General features: G+C 71.3%; 16 protein-coding genes. 7 read left to right on the top strand and 9 right to left on the bottom strand.

Annotated elements, in window-relative coordinates; all coding sequences use genetic code 11:
• Positions 1-2: 2 nt before the first annotated feature.
• Genes ACJ8AN_RS33205 through ACJ8AN_RS33190 form a run of 4 tightly spaced genes read right to left on the bottom strand, consistent with a single transcriptional unit; the run spans position 3 to position 2,310 of the window.
• Positions 3-221 carry a hypothetical protein gene (locus tag ACJ8AN_RS33205; protein ID WP_407759565.1) on the bottom strand — a complete coding sequence of 73 codons (219 nt, stop codon included), beginning with the start codon at positions 219-221 and terminating at the stop codon, positions 3-5.
• Between the two features lie 13 nt (positions 222-234).
• Positions 235-1,401, bottom strand: a complete 1,167-nt coding sequence (locus ACJ8AN_RS33200; RefSeq protein ID WP_407759564.1) for an iron-containing alcohol dehydrogenase — start codon at positions 1,399-1,401, stop codon at positions 235-237.
• Between the two features lies 1 nt (position 1,402).
• Positions 1,403-1,720 carry an antibiotic biosynthesis monooxygenase gene (locus ACJ8AN_RS33195; protein ID WP_407759563.1) on the bottom strand — a complete coding sequence of 106 codons (318 nt, stop codon included), beginning with the start codon at positions 1,718-1,720 and terminating at the stop codon, positions 1,403-1,405.
• A gap of 26 nt (positions 1,721-1,746) precedes the next feature.
• Entirely contained in the window at positions 1,747-2,310 is a 564-nt protein-coding gene (locus ACJ8AN_RS33190; RefSeq protein ID WP_407759562.1) for a YkgJ family cysteine cluster protein, read from the bottom strand.
• Between the two features lie 142 nt (positions 2,311-2,452).
• On the opposite strand from ACJ8AN_RS33190, the gene ACJ8AN_RS33185 reads away from it, so the two are divergent.
• Entirely contained in the window at positions 2,453-3,691 is a 1,239-nt protein-coding gene (locus ACJ8AN_RS33185) for a metallophosphoesterase (RefSeq protein WP_407759561.1), read from the top strand.
• A gap of 33 nt (positions 3,692-3,724) precedes the next feature.
• Here ACJ8AN_RS33185 and ACJ8AN_RS33180 read toward each other — a convergent pair whose 3' ends face one another.
• From ACJ8AN_RS33180 to ACJ8AN_RS33165, 4 genes are all read right to left on the bottom strand, one after another.
• Positions 3,725-4,402, bottom strand: a complete 678-nt coding sequence (locus ACJ8AN_RS33180) for a hypothetical protein (protein WP_407759560.1) — start codon at positions 4,400-4,402, stop codon at positions 3,725-3,727.
• A gap of 297 nt (positions 4,403-4,699) precedes the next feature.
• Positions 4,700-6,619 carry a transglycosylase domain-containing protein gene (locus tag ACJ8AN_RS33175; protein WP_407759559.1) on the bottom strand — a complete coding sequence of 640 codons (1,920 nt, stop codon included), beginning with the start codon at positions 6,617-6,619 and terminating at the stop codon, positions 4,700-4,702.
• 50 nt (positions 6,620-6,669) lie between these two features.
• Entirely contained in the window at positions 6,670-8,955 is a 2,286-nt protein-coding gene (locus ACJ8AN_RS33170) for a DUF1592 domain-containing protein (RefSeq protein WP_407759558.1), read from the bottom strand.
• Between the two features lie 47 nt (positions 8,956-9,002).
• Complete coding sequence (locus ACJ8AN_RS33165; protein WP_407759557.1) at positions 9,003-10,295, bottom strand: DUF1552 domain-containing protein; 1,293 nt, start codon at positions 10,293-10,295, stop codon at positions 9,003-9,005.
• A gap of 559 nt (positions 10,296-10,854) precedes the next feature.
• Here ACJ8AN_RS33165 and ACJ8AN_RS33160 point away from each other — a divergent pair.
• The 6 genes from ACJ8AN_RS33160 to ACJ8AN_RS33135 are packed head-to-tail and all read left to right on the top strand — an operon-like array spanning position 10,855 to position 17,646.
• Positions 10,855-11,331, top strand: coding sequence for a chemotaxis protein CheW (locus ACJ8AN_RS33160; protein ID WP_407759556.1), 477 nt, complete (start codon positions 10,855-10,857; stop codon positions 11,329-11,331).
• Positions 11,328-12,740, top strand: coding sequence for a CheR family methyltransferase (locus tag ACJ8AN_RS33155; protein WP_407759555.1), 1,413 nt, complete (start codon positions 11,328-11,330; stop codon positions 12,738-12,740). Before ACJ8AN_RS33160 ends, ACJ8AN_RS33155 begins: the two co-directional genes overlap by 4 nt.
• Positions 12,737-13,276: a chemotaxis protein CheW gene (locus ACJ8AN_RS33150; RefSeq protein ID WP_407759554.1), complete on the top strand. Its 540-nt coding sequence runs from the start codon at positions 12,737-12,739 to the stop codon at positions 13,274-13,276. The genes ACJ8AN_RS33155 and ACJ8AN_RS33150 overlap by 4 nt, the downstream gene beginning before the upstream one ends.
• Positions 13,277-13,283: 7 nt before the next feature.
• Complete coding sequence (locus ACJ8AN_RS33145) at positions 13,284-15,401, top strand: response regulator (protein ID WP_407759553.1); 2,118 nt, start codon at positions 13,284-13,286, stop codon at positions 15,399-15,401.
• A complete protein-coding gene (gene cheB / locus ACJ8AN_RS33140; RefSeq protein ID WP_407759552.1) occupies positions 15,398-16,456 on the top strand; it encodes a chemotaxis-specific protein-glutamate methyltransferase CheB in 1,059 nt (352 codons plus the stop codon). Before ACJ8AN_RS33145 ends, cheB begins: the two co-directional genes overlap by 4 nt.
• Positions 16,453-17,646, top strand: a complete 1,194-nt coding sequence (locus tag ACJ8AN_RS33135) for a PleD family two-component system response regulator (protein WP_407759551.1) — start codon at positions 16,453-16,455, stop codon at positions 17,644-17,646. Before cheB ends, ACJ8AN_RS33135 begins: the two co-directional genes overlap by 4 nt.
• Before the next feature lie 18 nt (positions 17,647-17,664).
• On the opposite strand, the gene ACJ8AN_RS33130 is transcribed toward ACJ8AN_RS33135, so the two are convergent.
• The gene (locus tag ACJ8AN_RS33130; RefSeq protein ID WP_407759550.1) at positions 17,665-18,657 is read right to left on the bottom strand and encodes a hypothetical protein; all 993 of its coding nucleotides are present in this window, start codon (positions 18,655-18,657) and stop codon (positions 17,665-17,667) included.
• Between the last annotated feature and the right edge of the window lie 32 nt (positions 18,658-18,689).

Raw genomic sequence — 18,689 nt, 5'->3', positions numbered from 1 at the left:
CTTCATGCCTCCGAGAGAAGGTTCTGCAACTCCAGCAACTCCTGGGCCGACAACAGTTGGGGCAACGCCTGCTCCAGACGCCGGAGGGCGTCCGGGGGGTCCGGATCATTCGGGCCAAAGCTGCGGACGTTCACCCCGCTCATCATGATGAGACGCGCGACACCGAAGCCGAGCTTGTGCTTTTCGACGAAGGAGGTGATGCGGCTGATCCGATTGGCCATGGGGTCCTCTCGCTCACCGTGAGCGGATGGCGATGTCCGTGAGCTCCTCGTCCGTGAGGGGGAGGGGGTTGGCCTTCATGCTACTGGCTGCCTTCGCGCGGCTCACCAGCCGTGGCACCTCGGCTTCCGTCAATCCGTAACGCCCGAGCCCCGGCACGCCCAGCGCCTGACACAACTCCCGCACCCAGGAGATGGCGTCCTCGGCCCGGGCGTCCACACGCCCGGTGAGCAGCACGGCCACCTCCTGGAAGCGCGGAAGCGCCGGGTGCGAGGGAGCACGGGCCCGCAGCGCGCGCAGGTTCACCTCCAACGTGGCGGGAAGCAGCGCCGCGCACACCGCGCCGTGCGGCGCCTCGAACATGCCCCCCAGGGGGGCCGCGAAGCCGTGCACCGCCCCCAGGCCCGCGTTGGCCAGGCACAGGCCCCCGAAGAGACTCGCGAGCGCCAGGTCCTCTCGCGCCGCCGCGTCGGGGCCCTCCAGCACCGCGCGGCGCAGCGAGCGGGCCGAGCGGCCCATGCCCTCGCGGGCCAGCGCGTCGGTGAGCGGGTTGGCCCGGGCCGACAGGAAGGGCTCAATGAGTTGGGAGAGCGCGTCCAGCCCGCTGGAGGCCAGCACCTCGCGGGGCGCGCCCGCCAGCAGGTCCGGATCCACGAGGGCCAACCGGGGCAGCATGAAGGGGCTGCGGAGGCTCGCCTTCACCTGGGCCTCCTTCACCCCGAGCACCGCGTTGCGCGTCACCTCGGAGCCAGTCCCCGCCGTGGTGGGAATGGCCACCAGGGGCAGCGAGGGCTTCGTCAGCGCCTGCCCGCGGCCCACGACCTCCAGGTAGTCGAGCGGCTCTCCTCCATTGGCGGCGAGCGCGGCAATGGCCTTGCCCGCGTCCAGCGCACTGCCCCCGCCGAAGGCCACCACCGCGTCGCACCCCGCGCTCCGCGCGGTGGACGTCCCCTCCCGCGCCAGCTCCACGGTGGGCTCTCCCTCCACCGCGAAGGTGACGGTGGAGAGGCCGAGCCGCTCGAGCCCCTCGCGCAGCGGCCCGGCGCGCGTGGGGTTGCGGCCCGTGACCAGCAGCACCTTGTGCCCGCCCAGGGCCCGCACCGCCTCGGGCGCCTCCGCCAGCCGGCCGGCCCCGAAGAGGATGCGTGTAGCGGTGGCGAACTCGAAGCCCGTCACACCCATCTCACCACCCCGCGTCGTCAGGGAACCGGTTGACGTACTTCCGGGAGGTGCGTGGCTCGGCCATCATGGGCGCCACGGTGTCGCGCCACGTCAGGTAATGCGCCGTCTCCTTGTGCGAGGCGGGGGCCTGGGGCGTCTTGTAGACCTCGACGAGCACGAAGCGCGTTGGAGCCTCACTGTCCTGGATGACGTCGAAGCGGGCGATGCCCGGCTCCTTCACGCTCTCGCGCGCGTTGGCCAGGGTGGCGTCGCGGAAGGCGTCGACCCACTCGGGCTTGACATGGACGTGGACGTGGACGACCAGCAGGCTGTTGGGCATGTGCCCAGGATACTAGAGCGCCGCGCTCACGAGCCCGCTTCCGCCAGCAACGTGTCCAGCGGGATGCGTTCGCCCCGCCGGGCACCCCGAGCGTCCGCGTAGGCCGCGTCCAGCGCACCGAGCACCGTGGACAGGGTTGTCTGGTCGAGCACACAGTCCGGCGACACATCGGGCAGCCCGGCCCCGGCCTCGAAGTTCTTCTCGCACGCGGAGACGGACGCCTCGCCTCCCGGCTCCCGGTGACGGATGGGGACCCCGTGCGAGCGGCACACCAGGGGGCGCCAGGCGTAGAGGGCGCAGCGCCCATCCGCCTCGAGTGCCGGACAGGCTCCCCGCGCTCCCTGCTTCGCCTGGAGGGCCAGCCGTGCACGCTCCTCTTCCGGCAGCCCGGCGAGCCCCTCGCGGATGACACTGGCCTCGAGCGCGGTGACGGACAGCCGCACATGACAGCAGGCCGTGCACCCCGCCTTGCATTGCATGGCGCTCCCGTAGCGGCCCTGCACGCGGGTGAAGAAGGTGTCCACCTTGGCGGTCAGCTCCGCATAGCGCTCGCGTACGGCCCGGGCGGTGGCCTCGTCCTGCTCGCTCATGGTGGCCGACCGTCGCACATGGGGCCACCCCGGCCAAGGCTCCCCGACACGGGAGGACGGCCTTTCGCGTGAGGGCCCACCCGGAGCACGGCCGAGCGTTCGACCGGCACGTGGGGGCGCGCTTTGTTATGCACTGGCGCCCATGGGGAGACTCTTCTTCATCACGCTCGTCAACCTCGGCTCTTTCTTCGTGCTGCGCCAGCTGTGGCCCGAGCTCCGCGACGGGTGGCGCCGGCATACCTTCTTCGGGTTGTCGGCGCTGTCGGTCCTGGCGTTCGCCCTGCCGATAGTGCTGGGGCTCGGTGAGCATGGGGTATTGCCGGGGGTGGGCATGCCCTTGAAGCTCTTCAGCTCGGGGTGGATCGTCGCGGTGGGCCTGGTGCTGCTGCTGGGGTGGCCCCTCGCGCTCCTGCGTGGACGCCGCGCGCGCGCCCGCGCGAGCCTGGTTCCCGTATTGGAGACGGGCAGCGGGAGCCTCGTGGCGGCGCCCCCGGTCGAGGTCGAGGTCGAGGTCGACATGGAACGACGGAGTCTGCTCACCGGGGTGGGACGTGCGTTGCCGCTGCTGGCGGCGGGGACGAGCTCGGCGGGCCTCGTGGCCGGCTCCTCCGGCTTCGAGGTGCGCCAGGTGGAGGTGCGACTGCGGGGCCTGCCCCAGGCGCTCGACGGCTTCCGGATCGGCCAGATTACCGACATCCACGTCGGCGCGTTCATCGACGCCGAGTACGTGCGTGCCGCCGTGGAGGCGATGAATGAGGCGAAGGTCGACCTGCAGGTGATGACGGGAGACCTGATCGACGACCTGACACAGCTCGACGGGACGATGGCCGCGCTCGAGGCGTGCCGGGCGCCGCACGGGATGCTCGCCATCCTCGGCAACCACGAGCACTGGCGCGGCCTCCCTCCCATCCTCGAGGCCTACGCGGCGAGCGCGCGCCGTGGGAGCCCGGTCCGCCTGCTGGTGGACGAGGCGCAGGTGCTCGAGCATGCCGGGCAGCGGGTGCGCGTGGTGGGCGTGGACTACCCCATGGGGACCCGGCGCGCCATGCGCGCGAAGATGGAGCGCATGCGGCGCTCGGCGGAGGTGGCCTTCCAGGGCGCGTCGGCGGACGAGGTGGTGATCTGCCTGTCTCACCACCCGGACTTCTTCCCGTTCGCGCTGGAGCGGGGCGCGCGGCTCACGCTCGCCGGGCATACGCACGGCGGGCAGGTGGCTGTCTTTGGCATGCCCCTGTTCCGGTTCGCCTTCGACTACATGCTGGGCCGCTACCGGCGCGGTGACGGCCAGCTCTACGTGTCGGGCGGCACGGGCCACTGGCTGCCCTTCCGGCTCGGCGTGCCGGCCGAGGTGTCCATCTTCACGCTGCGCGCGGACACCTGACCGGACGCCGTCGCCGTGCTCTCGGCCGTGTGCTCAGCCCGCCGCGCGCACGGGCTGGGGCATGAAGCCATCCAGGAGCGCCTCCATGAGGCGATCCACCTGCTTGAAGGGCACGCCCTGGATGGTGAGGAAGGTCTCCCCGTCCTGGACGCTCGCCTTGATCTGGACCTGGGAGTTCTCGCCGAAGTGGCGGTCGATGCTGTCGCGCATGGACTCGACACGGGCCTCCTCTTCGGCGGGCATGGTCGCGCGGGACGGCTCCCGCTTGTGCTTCGACGCCAGCTTCAGATCGACCACGCTGCACTCGGAGAAGGGCTTCTGCTCGATGCCGCCGTCCTCCTGGGGCACGTCGATGGGCGTGGGGCCCGGATCGTCGCTCGCGATCTGGATGTTGGCCGTCTTCGCGTAGTTGCGCAGGGCGATCAGGTTGGTGACGCCGTACTTCCTGCACGCCTCCTCGGAGAACTTCTTGGCCACGGTGCCGTAGCGGGTCAGCATCGCCTGCGAGAGCGCCTTGAAGTGCTGGTTGAAGAAGGCCTCGGTGCTCTCGTAGCCATTCTTCTTCGCCAGATTGCGGACGACGATCTGATTGTAGATTCGGCCGATGTTGTACTGCCCGGCGTTGCCCTGCTCCAGGGCGCTGGCAATGGACGCCCGCGCCTGCTCGAGCGTCAGCTCGGACAGGCTGTTGCTGTCGTTCTTTTCTTTCATGTTTTTCTCCAGTCATTGCTGCGAATTGCAGCGGGGTCATGCCAGAGCAAGCCGAAGGCCAGTACCTGGGCTCGTGAATTCGCGCACTTGTGTATCGAATCCGCGCGAGGGAATCCCAGCCGCTGGAGGGACCGTCCACGTCAAGGGACGCCTGTACCTTCCTGCACACGAATTCCGGGTTTCACTGCGCATCGATGCGCAGTGAAAAGGGCAAATCCACTGCGCATCGATGCGCAGTGAAAAGGGCAAATCCACTGCGCATCGATGCGCAGTGAAAAGGGCAAATCCACGGGCCCGTCACTCCCGGGGGGCGGTGCGGACGGGCGTCTCCTCGTCGGAGGGCGGCTGCGAGCCGTGGTGGCCGGCGAAGACGAGCGGTGCGGCGAGGGCGTCCTGGTACTCCGCCAGGGTGATGTCGCCCCCCTCGTACAGCTCCGTCAGCAGGTTCTCCACGTTCTTCTTCCAGATATCGGAGAGCGCTCCCCGGCTGCAGTACACGTGGTAGCGCACCGGGTTGGGGATGATGGTGGCCAGGAAGGCCGACTCGCGGATGCTCAGCTCTCGCGCATCCTTCCCGAAGTAGTGCCGAGCCGCTTCGCCAATGCCATACAGCTCGGGTCCCCACTCGATGATATTGAAATACACCTCGAGCAGCCGCTCCTTGGGCACCGAGGCCTCCAGGCCCAGCGTGAGGAAGGCCTCCTTCACCTTGCGCGCGAACGTCTTCTCCCGGGACAGGAAGAGGTTCTTGGCGAGCTGCTGGGTGAGGGTGGAGCCACCGCGCACCTTGTCGTCCTCGGGCGTCAGGAGGATGCCCCGGATGGATTCGAAGTCGAAGCCCCGGTGGACCCAGAAGGCAGCGTCCTCGCTGAGCAGCACCGCGCGCACCAGCGGACGCGGGAGCTCGGCCAGCGGCACGTACGAGGGGTTGCCCGGGCCGATGTGCAACTCGCGCCCACGGCCCTCCGTCGTCAGCGGCCGGTAGGCGAAGGGCTCTCGCAGCCAGGCGAGCGGCCCCGCCCTGGCCGAGTGCTTCAGCTCCGACAGGTCCAGCGTCGCCTTCACCTCCCAATCCGGGCGCCGGAACACCGGACCGGAGAGCGACAGCGAGGCCTGGAAATGGCCCTCCAGCCGCGCCAGCTCGGTGCCGGGCACGAGGGCGGCGGGCAGCGCCGCCATGGCCTGCTCGAAGGAGAGCGGTTGCAGCTCCGCCCGCAGCGAGAAACGGGGCTCGTCGCTCCAGGAGGCCTCACCGTGGACCTCGACGCATGCCTCGCGGCGCTCGCCCACCCTCAGCCGCAGGGGCTCGAGCTGCGCGTGCCGGCGCTCCAGGTCCCAGTGCGCGCGGCCCTCGGCCCACAAGGCGAGAGGCCCCACCGGCTCGGGGGCGAGCTGGGCGCTGTTCACGGACAGTCCCGTCATCGCCACGGAGAAGGTGGCGCCCGAGGCGTCCACCCGCACCTCTCCCTCCAGCGTGCCCCCTTCCAGTCGCACGGGCGGCTCCGCGAGCGACAGCAGCGGGCCCGCCGGGATGCCCCGTCCCCGGAGTGTCCCCGACATGCCGGACGCCTCGCGCTGGAGGGACACCCCCGCGCTTCCTCCGCCGGGCAGCTCGGCCGTGGCCTCCATCCGAGGCGTCTCCGCCGTGCCCTCCAGCCGCACCCGGGCCGAGAGCGGGCCCCACTCCACCCGGCCCTGCCGCTCGAAGGCCAGGTACACGTCCTTCAGCACCAGCTCGGGCAGCTCGCGGGATGCGCCCCCGGACGAGGCCGGGGTGGGGGACGAGGGCCACTTCTCACGCGCCTCGCGCACCCGCTCGACGAGGGCCCGTACCTCCTGCCCCCGAGGTCCGGCGTCTACCCGCACGTCCGAGAGCACCACCTGGCTCGCCTCGACATGACCCGAGAGCAGTGCCAGCCGCCGCAGGTGGACGGTGACTCGCGAGATGCGCACCACCGGAGGACCCTCGGGCCGCATGCCCGGAAGCTCCACCGGCCCCAGCGTCACCGTGCCCGTCCACCCGACGTGGAAGTCGTCGCCGATGCGCACCGGGCCCAGGCGAGACTCCAGCGCGGGCTTCACACGCGCGAGCACCCGGGCGCGCGCCGCCTCTCCCTGGAGCCATGCACGCCCGGCCACTCCACTGGCGACGAGCAGGAGGGCGAGCAGCGGGAGGACGAAGAGCCCTCGCTTGAAGGGGCGGCGCGGCGGGGGCATGGGGCTCGCGCCTCCCTACCGGCAGGAGGCGCGAGGTTCAAGCGTGGAGGCTACCGGGTCGCGCAGAAGCCGAAGCTGGTGCTGCCACCCGGCTCCAACTGGGCGTTCCAGTCCTCGCCGACGAAGGCGGTCTGGCCTCCCGAGGAAGGCGTGGCGCTGGCGTTCCAGACGTGCGTGATGGTGCCGTCCACGCTCATGCTCACGCGCCAGGCGAGGGGGGACGAGCTCGGATTGGTCACCTTGACGTTGCTGCAGTAGCCGCTGCCCCAATCGTCCTGAGGAATCACGGTGATTTGTGCGTTGCCGGAGGCCGACGTTCCGCCACCGCCCGTGCCACCGCCACTTCCCGTGCCCGGGTCGACCGTGCCACTCACCTCTCCGAGGCGCATGGAGAAGCGGGGCAGCTGGGTCAGCGAGATGATCAGCTCCGGGATGCTCAGCGCCTGCTGGCGGAAGCGGTCCGTGAGCTGGCGGTTCACGCACGACTCGTCATCCCCGGAGACGCCATAGCCGAAGCGCAGCCACTGCATGGAGAAGCAGGTGTGCACGTCCTCGCTCTGCGCCAGCTTCTGCTGCAGCTCGTTGACGCCGTTGAAGGTGCCGTTGGTGGCGGACGACGACAGCACCTCGCCACTGGCGTCCACCGGCTGTCCGTTCGCCTGGGGCTGGTAGCGGCCCACGCTGTCGAACTGCTCGAAGCCGAAGCCGATGGGGTCCATCAGCTGGTGGCAGGACGCGCAGGCCGCGTTGCGCGAGTGCTCCTGGAAGCGCCCGCGGTTGGGCAGGTTCTCATCCACGGGGGACAGCTGCACGTTGAGGCCCGGAGGCGGAGGGGGGAGGGGCTGGCACAGCAGGCGCTCGCGGACGAGCTTGCCGCGGCGCACGGGCGAGGACGTCTGCGGCGTGGCCTGGGCCGCCAGGATGCTGCCCTGGGTGAGGATGCCGCCGCGCCCCGAGCCCGTCAGCTCCCACATCCGCAGGCCGGTGCTCGTCGTCGTCGCGGTGGCCACCTGACTGGACGGCAGCCGGTAGAAGGACGCCAGCGGATCCGAGGCGAACGTGTAATCGGCGGAGAAGAGCTCCGGCAGCTGGCCGCTGCTGTTGCGGACGATGTAGTCGAAGAACTCCTGCGTCTCGGACTTCATCGCCGAGCGGATGTTGGAGTCGAAGTCCGCGAAGGCGGTGGCGTCCTTCTGCGCCTGGGTGAGCTTCTCCAGGTCCAGCCACTGGCTCACGAAATGGTCGAGCATGGAGCGGCTGCGGGGCGAGGCCAGCATGCGGCGCGCCTCGGTGGAGATCTGCTCGGGCATGTGCAGGGCGCCCGCGCTCGCCTTGGCGAAGAGCGCCTCGTCCGGCATCGAGCCCCAGAAGAGGTAGGACAGCTCCGAGGCCACCTCGTAATCCGTCAGCGCGTACAGCCCGTCTCCCTGGTGCTGCCCCAGCTCCGTGCGGTAGAGGAAGTTGGGGGACTGGAGCATGGCGGCGATGATGGCCTTGATGCCCTCGGTGTACCCGTCCTCCAGCGCCACGCTCGTGTAGAGCGACTGGTAGCGCAGGCGCTCCGCGTCCGTCAGCGGGCGGCGGAAGGCGCGCAGGCCGAAGTCCTGGATGAACTTCAGGGCGCACTCATCCCCCGGCTCGCACGAGACGTGCTGGGACAGGTTCGCGATGGCGGCCTCGGCGGCCTGCTCGGCGGCGCTGAGCATCTTGTCCGTCAGCAGCTGGCCCACGGCGCGCGCGTCCGAGGTGTTGTCGAAGCCGTTCACCACCTCTTCGGCGGGCAGGGACTGGCCCCAGCTGGAGTCCAGGTAGAGCAGGTCGCGCAGGGTGTTGTCGTACTCGAAGCGCGTGAGCATGCGGATGCGCCGCTTCGCGCTTGGATCCAGGCTGTTCGGCGCGCACGTCCCCACGGCGGAGGCCTCGCAGGCTCCGGCAACGCCATTGATGCGGTCCGTGAAGCGCCGGAAGTTCTCGTAGCGCGAGCTGTCCTGGGCGATGAGCGTGCCACCGCCATGTCCCTCCGGGTGCATGCCCGAGGGCTTGAGCAGCAGCAGGGGCACGTCGTTGACCTTCTCGCGCGCCAGCGCCCGCACCGTCATGAAGTTGCGCTCCACCGCGCCCGGTGCGTCCGGGGGCAGGAGGACCAGGCGGGTTCCTTGCGCGACTCCATCCGCCTTGTGGCAGGCGATGCACTGCACGGACATCACCGGCTCCCACAGCCGGGTGCGGAAGTACTCCAGGTCATCGGGGCAGCCGTCCGGCTCCTTGCAGGCGGACAGCAGGGTGGCGGAGAGGATGATCGCGCCAAGGGCAGTGAGGTGCCGGGAGGTGAGCACGGGTCTGCCTCCTAATCTCGAGGTGGGATGAGCAGGGGGGAGAGGCGTCAGGCGAGCCCGTCGAGCGGACCGCTGGCCTTGGTGGCATCACCAAAGGTGTCGATGGAAACGCCCAGCGCGTGGCACACCGAGGTGAGCAGCTTCTGGTGCGGGGCGCCGCTGTAGCGCAGGTAGCGCCCGAAGCGGAAATAGCTGCTGCCGCCCCCGGCGAGGACGAAGGGCACCGAGCGGCAGGTGTGCAGGCGGCTGTCGCCGAGCTCCTTGGCCCAGACCACCAGGGTGGAGTCGAGCATCGTGCCGCCGCCCTCCAGGTCCGGGCGGGCCTTGAGGGCGTCGAGCAGGTAGGCGAACTGCTCGGCGAACCAGCGCTCGCAGGTGACGAAGTTGGCGAGCCCCGCGGCGTTGGAGTCGTCCTTGTGCGACAGCTCGTGGTGCGACTCGGCCTCGCCCGCCCAGCTGAAGACCTGGGGCGCCACGGTGTGCGCCCATTGCAGTGACGCCACGCGCGTCATGCCGCAGGTGAGCGCGCTCACCATCAGGTCCATCTGCGCGCGGCCCACGGCGGGGAAGTTGGCGTTGGCGTTGACGTCGATGGAGGCGGGCGCCGTGGCCGAGGGGCACCCGGGCAGCGCCACGGGCTCGGTCAGCCCCTTCTCCGTCTGGCGCAGCGCCTCCAGATGCTGCTCGAGCTTGCGCTTCTCCTCGGCGCCCACCCGCTGCGACAAGTCGTTGAGCTCGCCGCGCACCAGGTCCAGCATGCTCTTGCGGCGCCGCAGCAGCTTGTCCGCGGTGGTGCTGTCACCCCCGAGCGCGCCGAAGAGGCGCTGGAAGGCATTGCGCGGGTTGTCCTCGGGCGACACGAAGACGCCGGGGGCCGAGTACGACATGCGCGTGGAGCGCGCGGCGCCCCAGATGCTCGTCTGGACGCCGAACTCCAGCGACCGGAAGCGCGAGTCCTGGCCAATCTTGCTCGCGATGAACTGATCGACGGACAGGCCGCCGGAGGTGCTCTGCGCCGTGCCTCCGCCGGTGAGCATGTTGGCCATGCCCGCCTCGTGGTTGTCCACCTCCACGAAGTCGATGCCCTCGCACACCAGCACGTTGGACTGGTGGCGGCTGAGCGGCTCCAGGATGCTGCCCGCGGGGAACGAGAAGGCCGTCTCCGTCCCGCTCGGCCGCCAGTGGTTGTGCACCGTGCCGTTGGGCGTGAAGATGACGATGAGCCGCTTGGCCAGCGGCGTCGCCGCCTGGGCCTCCCCGCTGAGCATCCGCAGCAGCGGCGCCGCCAGCAGCGAGGCTCCCAGCCCGGCGGTGAACTGCCTTCGCCCGATCCGAATCATACGCGTCGACTCCGTTCCCGTGGTTCCGACTCGGCGGCCTGCGCAGGGCAGGTTGGTGGCAATCACTGTCTGTTACGTCAGGGCACCACTCTGCGTGAGATTGCTCCCCGCAGCCATGGAAAAGACTCGCGCGGCGCGTCTTCGAGCACAGAGCAAACACTGTCTTGTTTCGAAGCCGGCCGGGGCCAACCCCTGAGCCGTCCACGCCTACACGGCAATTCTCAATTACCAGGAGGACGCCGGAAATGTCGAGACTTTGTCGGGAGGCCGCGCGAATTCTTCACGGAAAGACTGGCAACGTGGCACCGGGGGGAAAGGGTTTGCGTGCGGGTTCTAAATTTCCGTCTGGCTTTAAAGCAAAGCCGTCGGTGGATGTGCCGTGGGCTCGGGAAGTGGGTGCGGTTTGTATGCCTTCAGCGCAGGTGTGCTCGGGGGTGCGTCGGGGTGCGTCCAGCGGGAGCCAGCGGCGTGCAGGCGGCCGTGGGATGCAACCAGCCCTCGCCTTGACATCTGTTGACGGTGCATGATTTGCGTGGATTTCGAACCCGAAGGGGGAGTCATGCCCAGGCAGGGGTCGCGCTGCTTCCTCGTGGTGAGGGCGCAGGAGTGGATGTGCGCGCTGCCGCTCGAGGAAGTAGAGGAGACGATGAGGCCGCTGCCGGTGACCCCGGTCTCCGCGGCCCCGGACTTCGTGCGGGGAGTGTGTCTGGTGAGAGGGGCGCCCGCGCCGGTGGTGAGCCTGGCGAGGCTGCTGGGCGGAGCCGCGGCCCAGGGGAGCGCCGGCCATCGCTTCGTCTCGCTGCGGGTGCCCGAGGGGCGTCTGGCACTCGAGGTGGAGGAGGTGCACGGCCTGCGGTGGCTGGAGGAGGAGACGGTCGACTCCGTGCCCGCCCTGCTGCGTGCCACCGCCAGCGGTCACCTCCAGCACCTGGGCTCGTTCGATGGCCGCCTGCTGGCCATGCTGGCCGCCTCCCGCCTTCTGCCCGAGGAGCTCTGGGGCCGGCTGCGGGCCGCCTCCGGTGAGGGGGGCGCGTGATTGCCGCGCCTTCCCGCACACCCGTGGGCCGTTTCGCCGCGCTCGTGGAGCAGCGTCTGGGCCTGCACTACGACCCGCCCCAATGGGGCGAGCTGGAGTCCCTGCTCACCGAGCGGGCCTCCGGGTCCGGGGTAGAGAAGTACCTGGAGCAGCTGGCCTCCACCCCCTCGCCCGCGGAGTGGAAGGCGCTCGCCGAGCGGCTCACCGTGGGGGAGACGTACTTCCTCCGCCACCCCACCCAGCTCGAGACGCTGGTGGACCAGGTCCTGCCCTCCTTCCTGCGTCAGACGCCTCATGTGCGCGTGCTGTGCGCCGGCTGCTCCACCGGAGAGGAGCCCTACTCCGTGGCCCTGCTCGCCCGCGAGCGCGGCCGCGTGGACGCCTCCCGGCTGCGCGTCATGGGCATCGACGTCAATCCCCGGGCCATCGCCCACGCCCGCCGGGCCTGCTACTCGCCCTGGTCGCTGCGCGCCGTGCCGCTCGCCATGCGCGAGCAGTGGTTCCAGCGCACGCCCGAGGGGTTCGCCCTCCGGCCCCAGCTTCGGGAGCAGGTCGTCTTCGAGGAGCGCAACCTCCTGGAGGAGTCCGCCGCCTTCTGGGCGCCCAACTCCTTCCACGCCATCTTCTTCCGCAATGTGGTGCTCTACTTCCCTCCCGAGGTGATTCGGAAAATCATCGCCCGCATGGCGCAGGCGCTGGTTCCCGGCGGCTACCTCTTCCTCGGGCCGAGCGAGACGCTGCGCGGCATCTCCGAGGACTTCGAGCTGCTGCGCGGCGGGGACGCCTTCTACTACCGCCTGCGGCCGCCGGCGCCTCCCGCCCCCCTGGCCGTGCCGCCGTCCGCCGCACCGCAGCGGGCGGCCTCGAGCGTGAGCGCGCCGGTATTCACGCCTCCCACGCCGCCCCCGCCCCTGGAGGGACTGGACGGGGTGCTGCAGCTGCTGGAGGCGGAGCGCTACGCGGAGGCCGGGACGCTGCTGGAGTCGCTGTCCCAGGCCACCCAGCCCATGGGCCTGCTGCTGCGCGCGGTGCTGCACCTGCACGCCGGGCGCCTGAGTCAGGCCGAGCAGCTGGGCCGGCAGCTCGCCACGGCGAGCGCCACCGAGGCTCCGGCCCACTACCTGCTGGGCCTGTGCCTGGAGCAGTTCGGGGACGAGCGGGGCGCCCGGGGCCGGTACGCCGCGGCCGTGCGCGCGGATCCCACCTTCGCCCTGGGCCAGCTGCGCGCGGGAACACTGGCGCGCCGGGCCGGGGACGTGGTTGAAGCCCGGGTGGGTCTGCGCATGGCCCTGTCGATGCTGCCCCAGGAGAAGCCCCTGTACCTGGCGCTCTTCGGGGGCGGCTTCGGGCGTCATGGATTGATGCAAGTGGTCCTGCAGGAGCTGCAGGCGTGTACGGAGAATTCATGAGTCTGCATCGCACCCGAGCGGCATTGCGGCTGGACGAGCTGCGCGACAGCTTCGATTCCTCCTTCTCCCGCCCGCCCCCGCCGCAGAAGGACCCGGGCGAGGCGCTGCTGCGGCTGCGCGTGGGCGGTGCCCCCCTGGCCGCGCCGTTGGGGCAGCTCTCCGGCCTCCACCTCATGCCCCGACTGGTGCGCCTGCCCGGGGCTCCGGCCTCGCTGCTGGGGCTGGCGGGGCTCCGGGGCCAGCTCATCGCCGTGCACGACCTGGCGGCGCTGCTGGGCCTGCCGTCCGGGGGCGAGCCTCCCCGCTGGCTCCTGCTGGCCGGCGGCGCCCGCCGCGTGGGGCTGGCCGCGGCCGGCTTCGAGGGGCAGCTGCGTGCGACCCGGGAGCAGCTCCGGCCCGGGGGTAGTTCCGCCACCCACCCCTTGTTGGGCTCCAGCATCCTGCTGCCGGACGTGCCTCCCTTGCCGGTACTCGATATCGACTCTCTCGTGCGAAAGTTGCTGGAGGAGGCTGCGGCCCCCCAGCAGGGGCGATGACGTCCACATGAGCCTGGACAGCGATCCGTACCGCTATTTCCGCATCGAGGCCCGGGAGCTGATTGAACAGCTCACGCAGGGCCTCTTCTCGCTGGCCGACGGCGAGGGAGGGGCGAAGGCCATTCCCGAGCTCTTCCGCTATGCGCACACCCTCAAGGGGGCGGCGCGCGTGGTGGGACAGACGCAGCTGGCGGAGATGGCGCACTCGGTGGAGGACGCGCTCCAGCCCTACCGCAACAGCGGCAGCGCCCTGCCCGTGGACAGCGTGCACGAGTTCCTGCGCCTGGTGGGGCAGATGGCGGAGGCGCTGGACGCGCTGGAGGCCCCGGCGCCGGCGCCCGCCCCCGAGGAGCCGGGCCAGCCCCAGGAGGGGGCTCCGGCGGTGGCGGCCCCCGAGGCCCCTTCCTCCGAGGTGGTGCGCGTGGAGCTGTCGCGCCTGGACACGCTGCTGGAGGGCCTGTCCGAGGCGGTGGTGCAGCTGGGCGGCCTGCGCGGGGGGGTGGAGTCGCTGGCACAGGCCCAGCACAGCGCGAGCACCCTCCTCGAGCAGCTCACCGCGCCGGTGGCCACCAGTGGCTCGCCCGCGGAGCGGGCCCGCTGGCAGTCGCGCGTCATGGCCGTGGCCGAGAGCCTGCGCTCCTCACTGGTGAAGACGGGGCGGCAGTTCGGCGGCGGGCTGGGCCAGGTGGAGTCGGAGCTGGCGCGCCTGCGGGACGGGGCGCATACGCTGCGGCTCGTTCCGGCGCAGACGCTCTTCGGCCCCATGGAGCTGGCCGCCCGGGACGTGGCCGTCTCACTGGGCCGCCAGGTGGAGGTGCACACCGAGGGCGGTGACATCCAGATTGATGGGCACGTGCTGTCGGCGGTGCGCCAGGCGCTGCTGCACGTGGTGCGCAACGCGGTGGACCACGGGTTGGAGACGCCCGAGGAGCGGCAGGCGGCGGGCAAGCCGCCCACGGGCCGTTTCTCGGTGAAGGTGCAGCGGCGCGGCGGACGCGTCTTCTTCGTGTGCGAGGACGACGGGCGCGGCGTGGACCTGGGGCGGGTGCGCCAGGTGGCGCTGGAGCGCGGCGTGGTCACCCCCGAGGAGGTGGCCGCCCTGGACGAGGACGGGCTGCTGCAGTTGCTCTTCCACTCCGGTTTCAGCACGGCCCGCGCCGTCACCGACGTATCCGGCCGCGGCGTGGGGCTGGACGTGGTGCGCGACACCGTCCGCCGGCTCAAGGGCGAGGTGTCCATGAGCACCCGGCCGGGCCAGGGCTCCTGCATCACCCTGGAGGTGCCCCTCACGCTGGCCTCGCTGGAGATGCTGGGCGTGGAGGCCGGCGGCCAGCGCCTGCTGGTTCCCCTGGACGCGCTCACCGGCGCCATCCACATGCCCGCCGAGGCCGTCACCTGGACGGGCGCGCGTGCGTGCATCTCCTACTCGGGCGAGGTGCTGCCCTTCCTGCCCCTGGTGGACGCGCTGGGGAGCGCGGGCACCACGCAGCGGCCCCGGACCTGGTCCGTGCTGGTGCTCAACGCGGGCGGGGCGGGCCAGGCCGCGGTGGGCGTGGACAGGCTGCTGGGCATCTCCCGCCGGGTGAGCCGGCCCCTGCCCGCCACCGTGCCCTCCCTGCCCCTGGTGGCCGGGGCCAGCTTCGACGAGCAGGGTGTACCCCTGCTGCTGCTGGACACCTCGGGCCTGGTGCGCCTGGTGCAGGCGGGCTCCTCGGGCGGGCCCCCCAAGGCGCGCGTCTCGCAGCGCCACCGCATCCTCGTGGTGGATGACTCCGTCACCACCCGCATGCTGGAGAAGAGCATCCTCGAGGCCGCCGGCTACGAGGTGGAGCTCGCCGCCTCCGGCGAGGAGGGGCTGGAGAAGATTCAGCGCGGCGGCCACGCCCTGCTCATCGTGGACGTGGAGATGCCGGGCATGACGGGCCTGGACGTCACCCGCCGCGTGCGCTCCATTCCCGCGCTCCAGTCGCTGCCCATCCTCATGGTGTCCTCGCTGGCCACGGACGAGGACAAGCAGCGCGGCAAGGACGCGGGCGTGTCGGCCTACATCGTCAAGGGGGAGTTCCAGCAGCACGGCTACCTGGACACCGTGGCCCGTCTGACGGCCGGGAGGAAGCCCGCGTGACGCGTCTGCGGGTCCTCATCGTCGACGACTCGCTCACGGTGCGCCGCCGGCTGGCGGATGCCCTGGCGTTCGACACCTCGTGCGAGGTGGTGGGCGAGGCCGCCGATGGGCAGCAGGCCTTCGAGCAGTGCCAGCGGCTGCGTCCGGACGTGGTGACGATGGACCTGGTGATGCCCAAGGTGGACGGGCTGCGGGCCACCGAGCTCATCATGGCCCACTGTCCCACGCCCATCGTCGTGCTCTCGGCGGCGGAGAACCGCACCGAGGGGCTGCGGACCATGGACGCGCTGGCCGCGGGGGCCGTGGATGCGGTGGACAAGCCCTCGGGCATCCTGGACGCCAAGTGGATGGGGATGCTGATGGCGCGGGTGCGGACGGCGGCGCGGGTGCGCGTCATCACCCACGTCCGGGCCCGGCTGGAGCCCCACGCGCCGCAGCCGCCGCGGGTGTCCGCCCTCCAGGTCCCCCCCCGGCTGCTGGTGATGGGGGCCTCCACGGGCGGGCCAGCGGCCGTGCGCCACATCCTCCGCTCGCTGCCCGGCGACTTTCCCCTGCCAGTGCTGCTGGTGCTGCACATCACCGAGCACTTCGACACCGCCATGGCCGAGTGGCTGGAGACGCAGAGCGGCCTGTCAGTGCGCAATGCGGTGGATGGGGAGTTGCTCTCCATGCCGGGCCGGTTGAATGTGCGGATGGCGCCGGGCAACCGGCACCTGGTGGTGCGGGCGGGCCGGTTGCGGCTGGTGGACGGGCCGGAGCGGCACTCGTGCCGGCCCTCGGTGGACGAGCTGTTCGAGTCCGTGGCCCGGGAGCTGGGGGCGGCCGCCATCGGCTGCCTGCTCACGGGCATGGGACGGGATGGGGCGGAGGGGTTGGCGGCGCTCAGACGCGCGGGGGCCTCCACGGTGGTGGAGGATGAATCGACCTGCGTGGTATTCGGCATGCCCCGGGAGGCCATCCGGCTGGGGGCTGCACAGCACGTGGTGGGGCTGACGGACATCCCACCCCTGCTGACGGCTCTCGCGCGAGCGGGCGCCAGGGAAGGAACGGCATGAAGGCACGTGTACTCATCGTGGACGACAGCGCGACGGTCCGGGCGGACATGCGCGGGGTATTGAGTGCCGCGGGTTTTGGCACCACGCTGTGCGAGAGCCTGGCGGTCGCCCGCAAGGCGTTGAGCGAGGGCGATTTCGACCTGGTCATCCTGGACATGATCCTCCCGGATGGGGAGGGCGTGGAGCTGCTCGAGGAGCTGCGCCGCTCGCCTCGCACCGCGCACCTGCCGGTGCTGATGCTCTCCACCGAGGCGGCGGTGAACGAGCGCCTCAAGGGCCTCTCGCACGGCGCCAATGACTACGTGGGCAAGCCCTACGACTCGGCGTACGTGGTGCGGCGCGCCCATGAGCTGACGCAGGTGCCCGAGGCGGATGGCACGCCGCGGCTGGTGTCGGCCGGCAGGCGCCGCCGGGTGATGGTGGTGGATGGCCGCATCGACTTCCGCCACCGCGCCGGGGACGCCCTGCGCAAGGACGGCCATGACGTCATCATCGCCGAGTCCGGCGAGGACGCCATGCGGCTGCTGGAGGCCCAGCCGGTGGACTGCATCCTGCTGGATTTGGAGATGCCGGGGCTGGAGGGTCCGGAGTGGGTGCGCGCGGTGCGAGCGCTGCCGGCCACGGCCCAGGTGGCCGTGGTGGGGCTGACGGCCGGCTTCGACGCGAAGCTCATCTCCGAGGCGCTGGCGGTGAAGGTGGACGCCTTCTGCTCCAAGACGGAAGACATCGAGGTGCTGCGCGCGCAGGTGCGCACCGAGCTGCGGCGCCGGGCCGAGTCCGAGCAGGCCGCTGCTCCGGCCGCGCACGCCGCGCATGCGTCCTCCACCTCGTCCCACCACCTGCCCCGCGCCACGGCCCCCGCCGCCCCGCTGGCCCATGTGGCCCCGGTGGCGCCGCCCGCCCACGCGCCGTCCGTGGGCTCGGTGCATGGCTCCCTCTTCGACGCGCTGGTGGCGCGCTGTGGCCTGTCGCCCGTCATCGCCCCCTCCACCATGACGCGCGCGTGCCGCAAGGCCGGGGTGGAGCCGCAGTTGCTCACCCCCACCTCGCTGGCCCGGGCGCTGCCCACCATCCGCGACATGCTGCACATCTTCCTGGATGCCCAGGAGGCGGAGCGGCGCGTCCAGTCCATCCAGGCCCTGGCCGAGTCCGCCGGTGGGCACCCGCTGGGCAAGTCCCGCGGCTCCTGAGCCGCGCCCCGGCGTCCGTCAGGCCCCGGGCTCGCGCTCCCCCGCGCGCAGCCCGGCCCGGGCGCGCAGCAGCCCCACGGCGTAGAGCACCGCGAGCGCGGCCAGGCACGCCAGGCCCAGGCCGTTGTAGCGGTGGATGAGCTCCAGCTCGCCCCAGTGGTGGACGTCCACGAGCTTGGAGGGATCGCTCAGCCCCACGTTCTCCATCTGCCCGAAGGGAATCCGCTCGAAGTCCGTCCGGGCGGCCCACCACTGCTCGAAGGCGTCCATGAAGGCCGCGGCGCCAATGGCCAGCAAGCCCCAGTGCAGCTGGCCCCGGCGCAGCGCGGAGTCCTGGCGCGCGTAGAGGCTCGTCATGAGGAGGCTGCCCAGCACCAGGCAGCCGCCATCGCCTCCGAAGGTGACGAGCATCTGCCCCTTCCAGGGGGAGAGCACCCGGGTGCCCACGAGCTGGAGGACGAGCCCCGTGGCGCCCGCCACCCTCAGCACCCGGCTGCGCGTGAGGTAGCCGCGGATGATGAGCCCGCCGAGCGCCGTGGCCAGCATCAGGAAGACGACGGTGGAGCGCTCCTCCCCGGTATGGGTGACCCAGGGCCCGGGCATGGAGGGGAAGCCGCAGAACCAGGCGGTGACGGCGTGGCCCAGCTCGTGAACCCACATGGAGAGGAAGATGCGCACCAGGCCGCCCCACAGGGGGCTCTTCACCAGCAGCCACGCCACGCCCAGCGCCGCGGGGAGGGCGACGAGGCGCATGCGCAGCTCGCGCCGAGCGTCCTCGAGCTCTCCGCCCCACGCGCTGCCCTCCAGCGAGGGGGACGGAGAGAATTCGGGCTCGGCGGGGGAGGGCGGTGGGGGCTCCTCGCGGGCGGGAGCCGGTGGTGCGGCCCGGGCGGCGAGCTGCGCGGCACGGGCCTCCGCCCGAGCGTAGAGGACGCCGCACCTCGGGCACTCCGGCGCGAGGATGCGAGGCTCTCCACAACGGGGGCAGGCCTTGGGCAGGGGGCTCTCCATCGGGTGTAGTGTACATGGCCCATGGGACGGAG

The organism is Archangium sp. (genome assembly GCF_045802675.1).
Taxonomy (GTDB): Bacteria; Myxococcota; Myxococcia; order Myxococcales; family Myxococcaceae; genus Archangium.
Note: the sequence above shows the minus strand (reverse complement) of the source record. Positions and strands in the feature narration are given on the sequence as shown.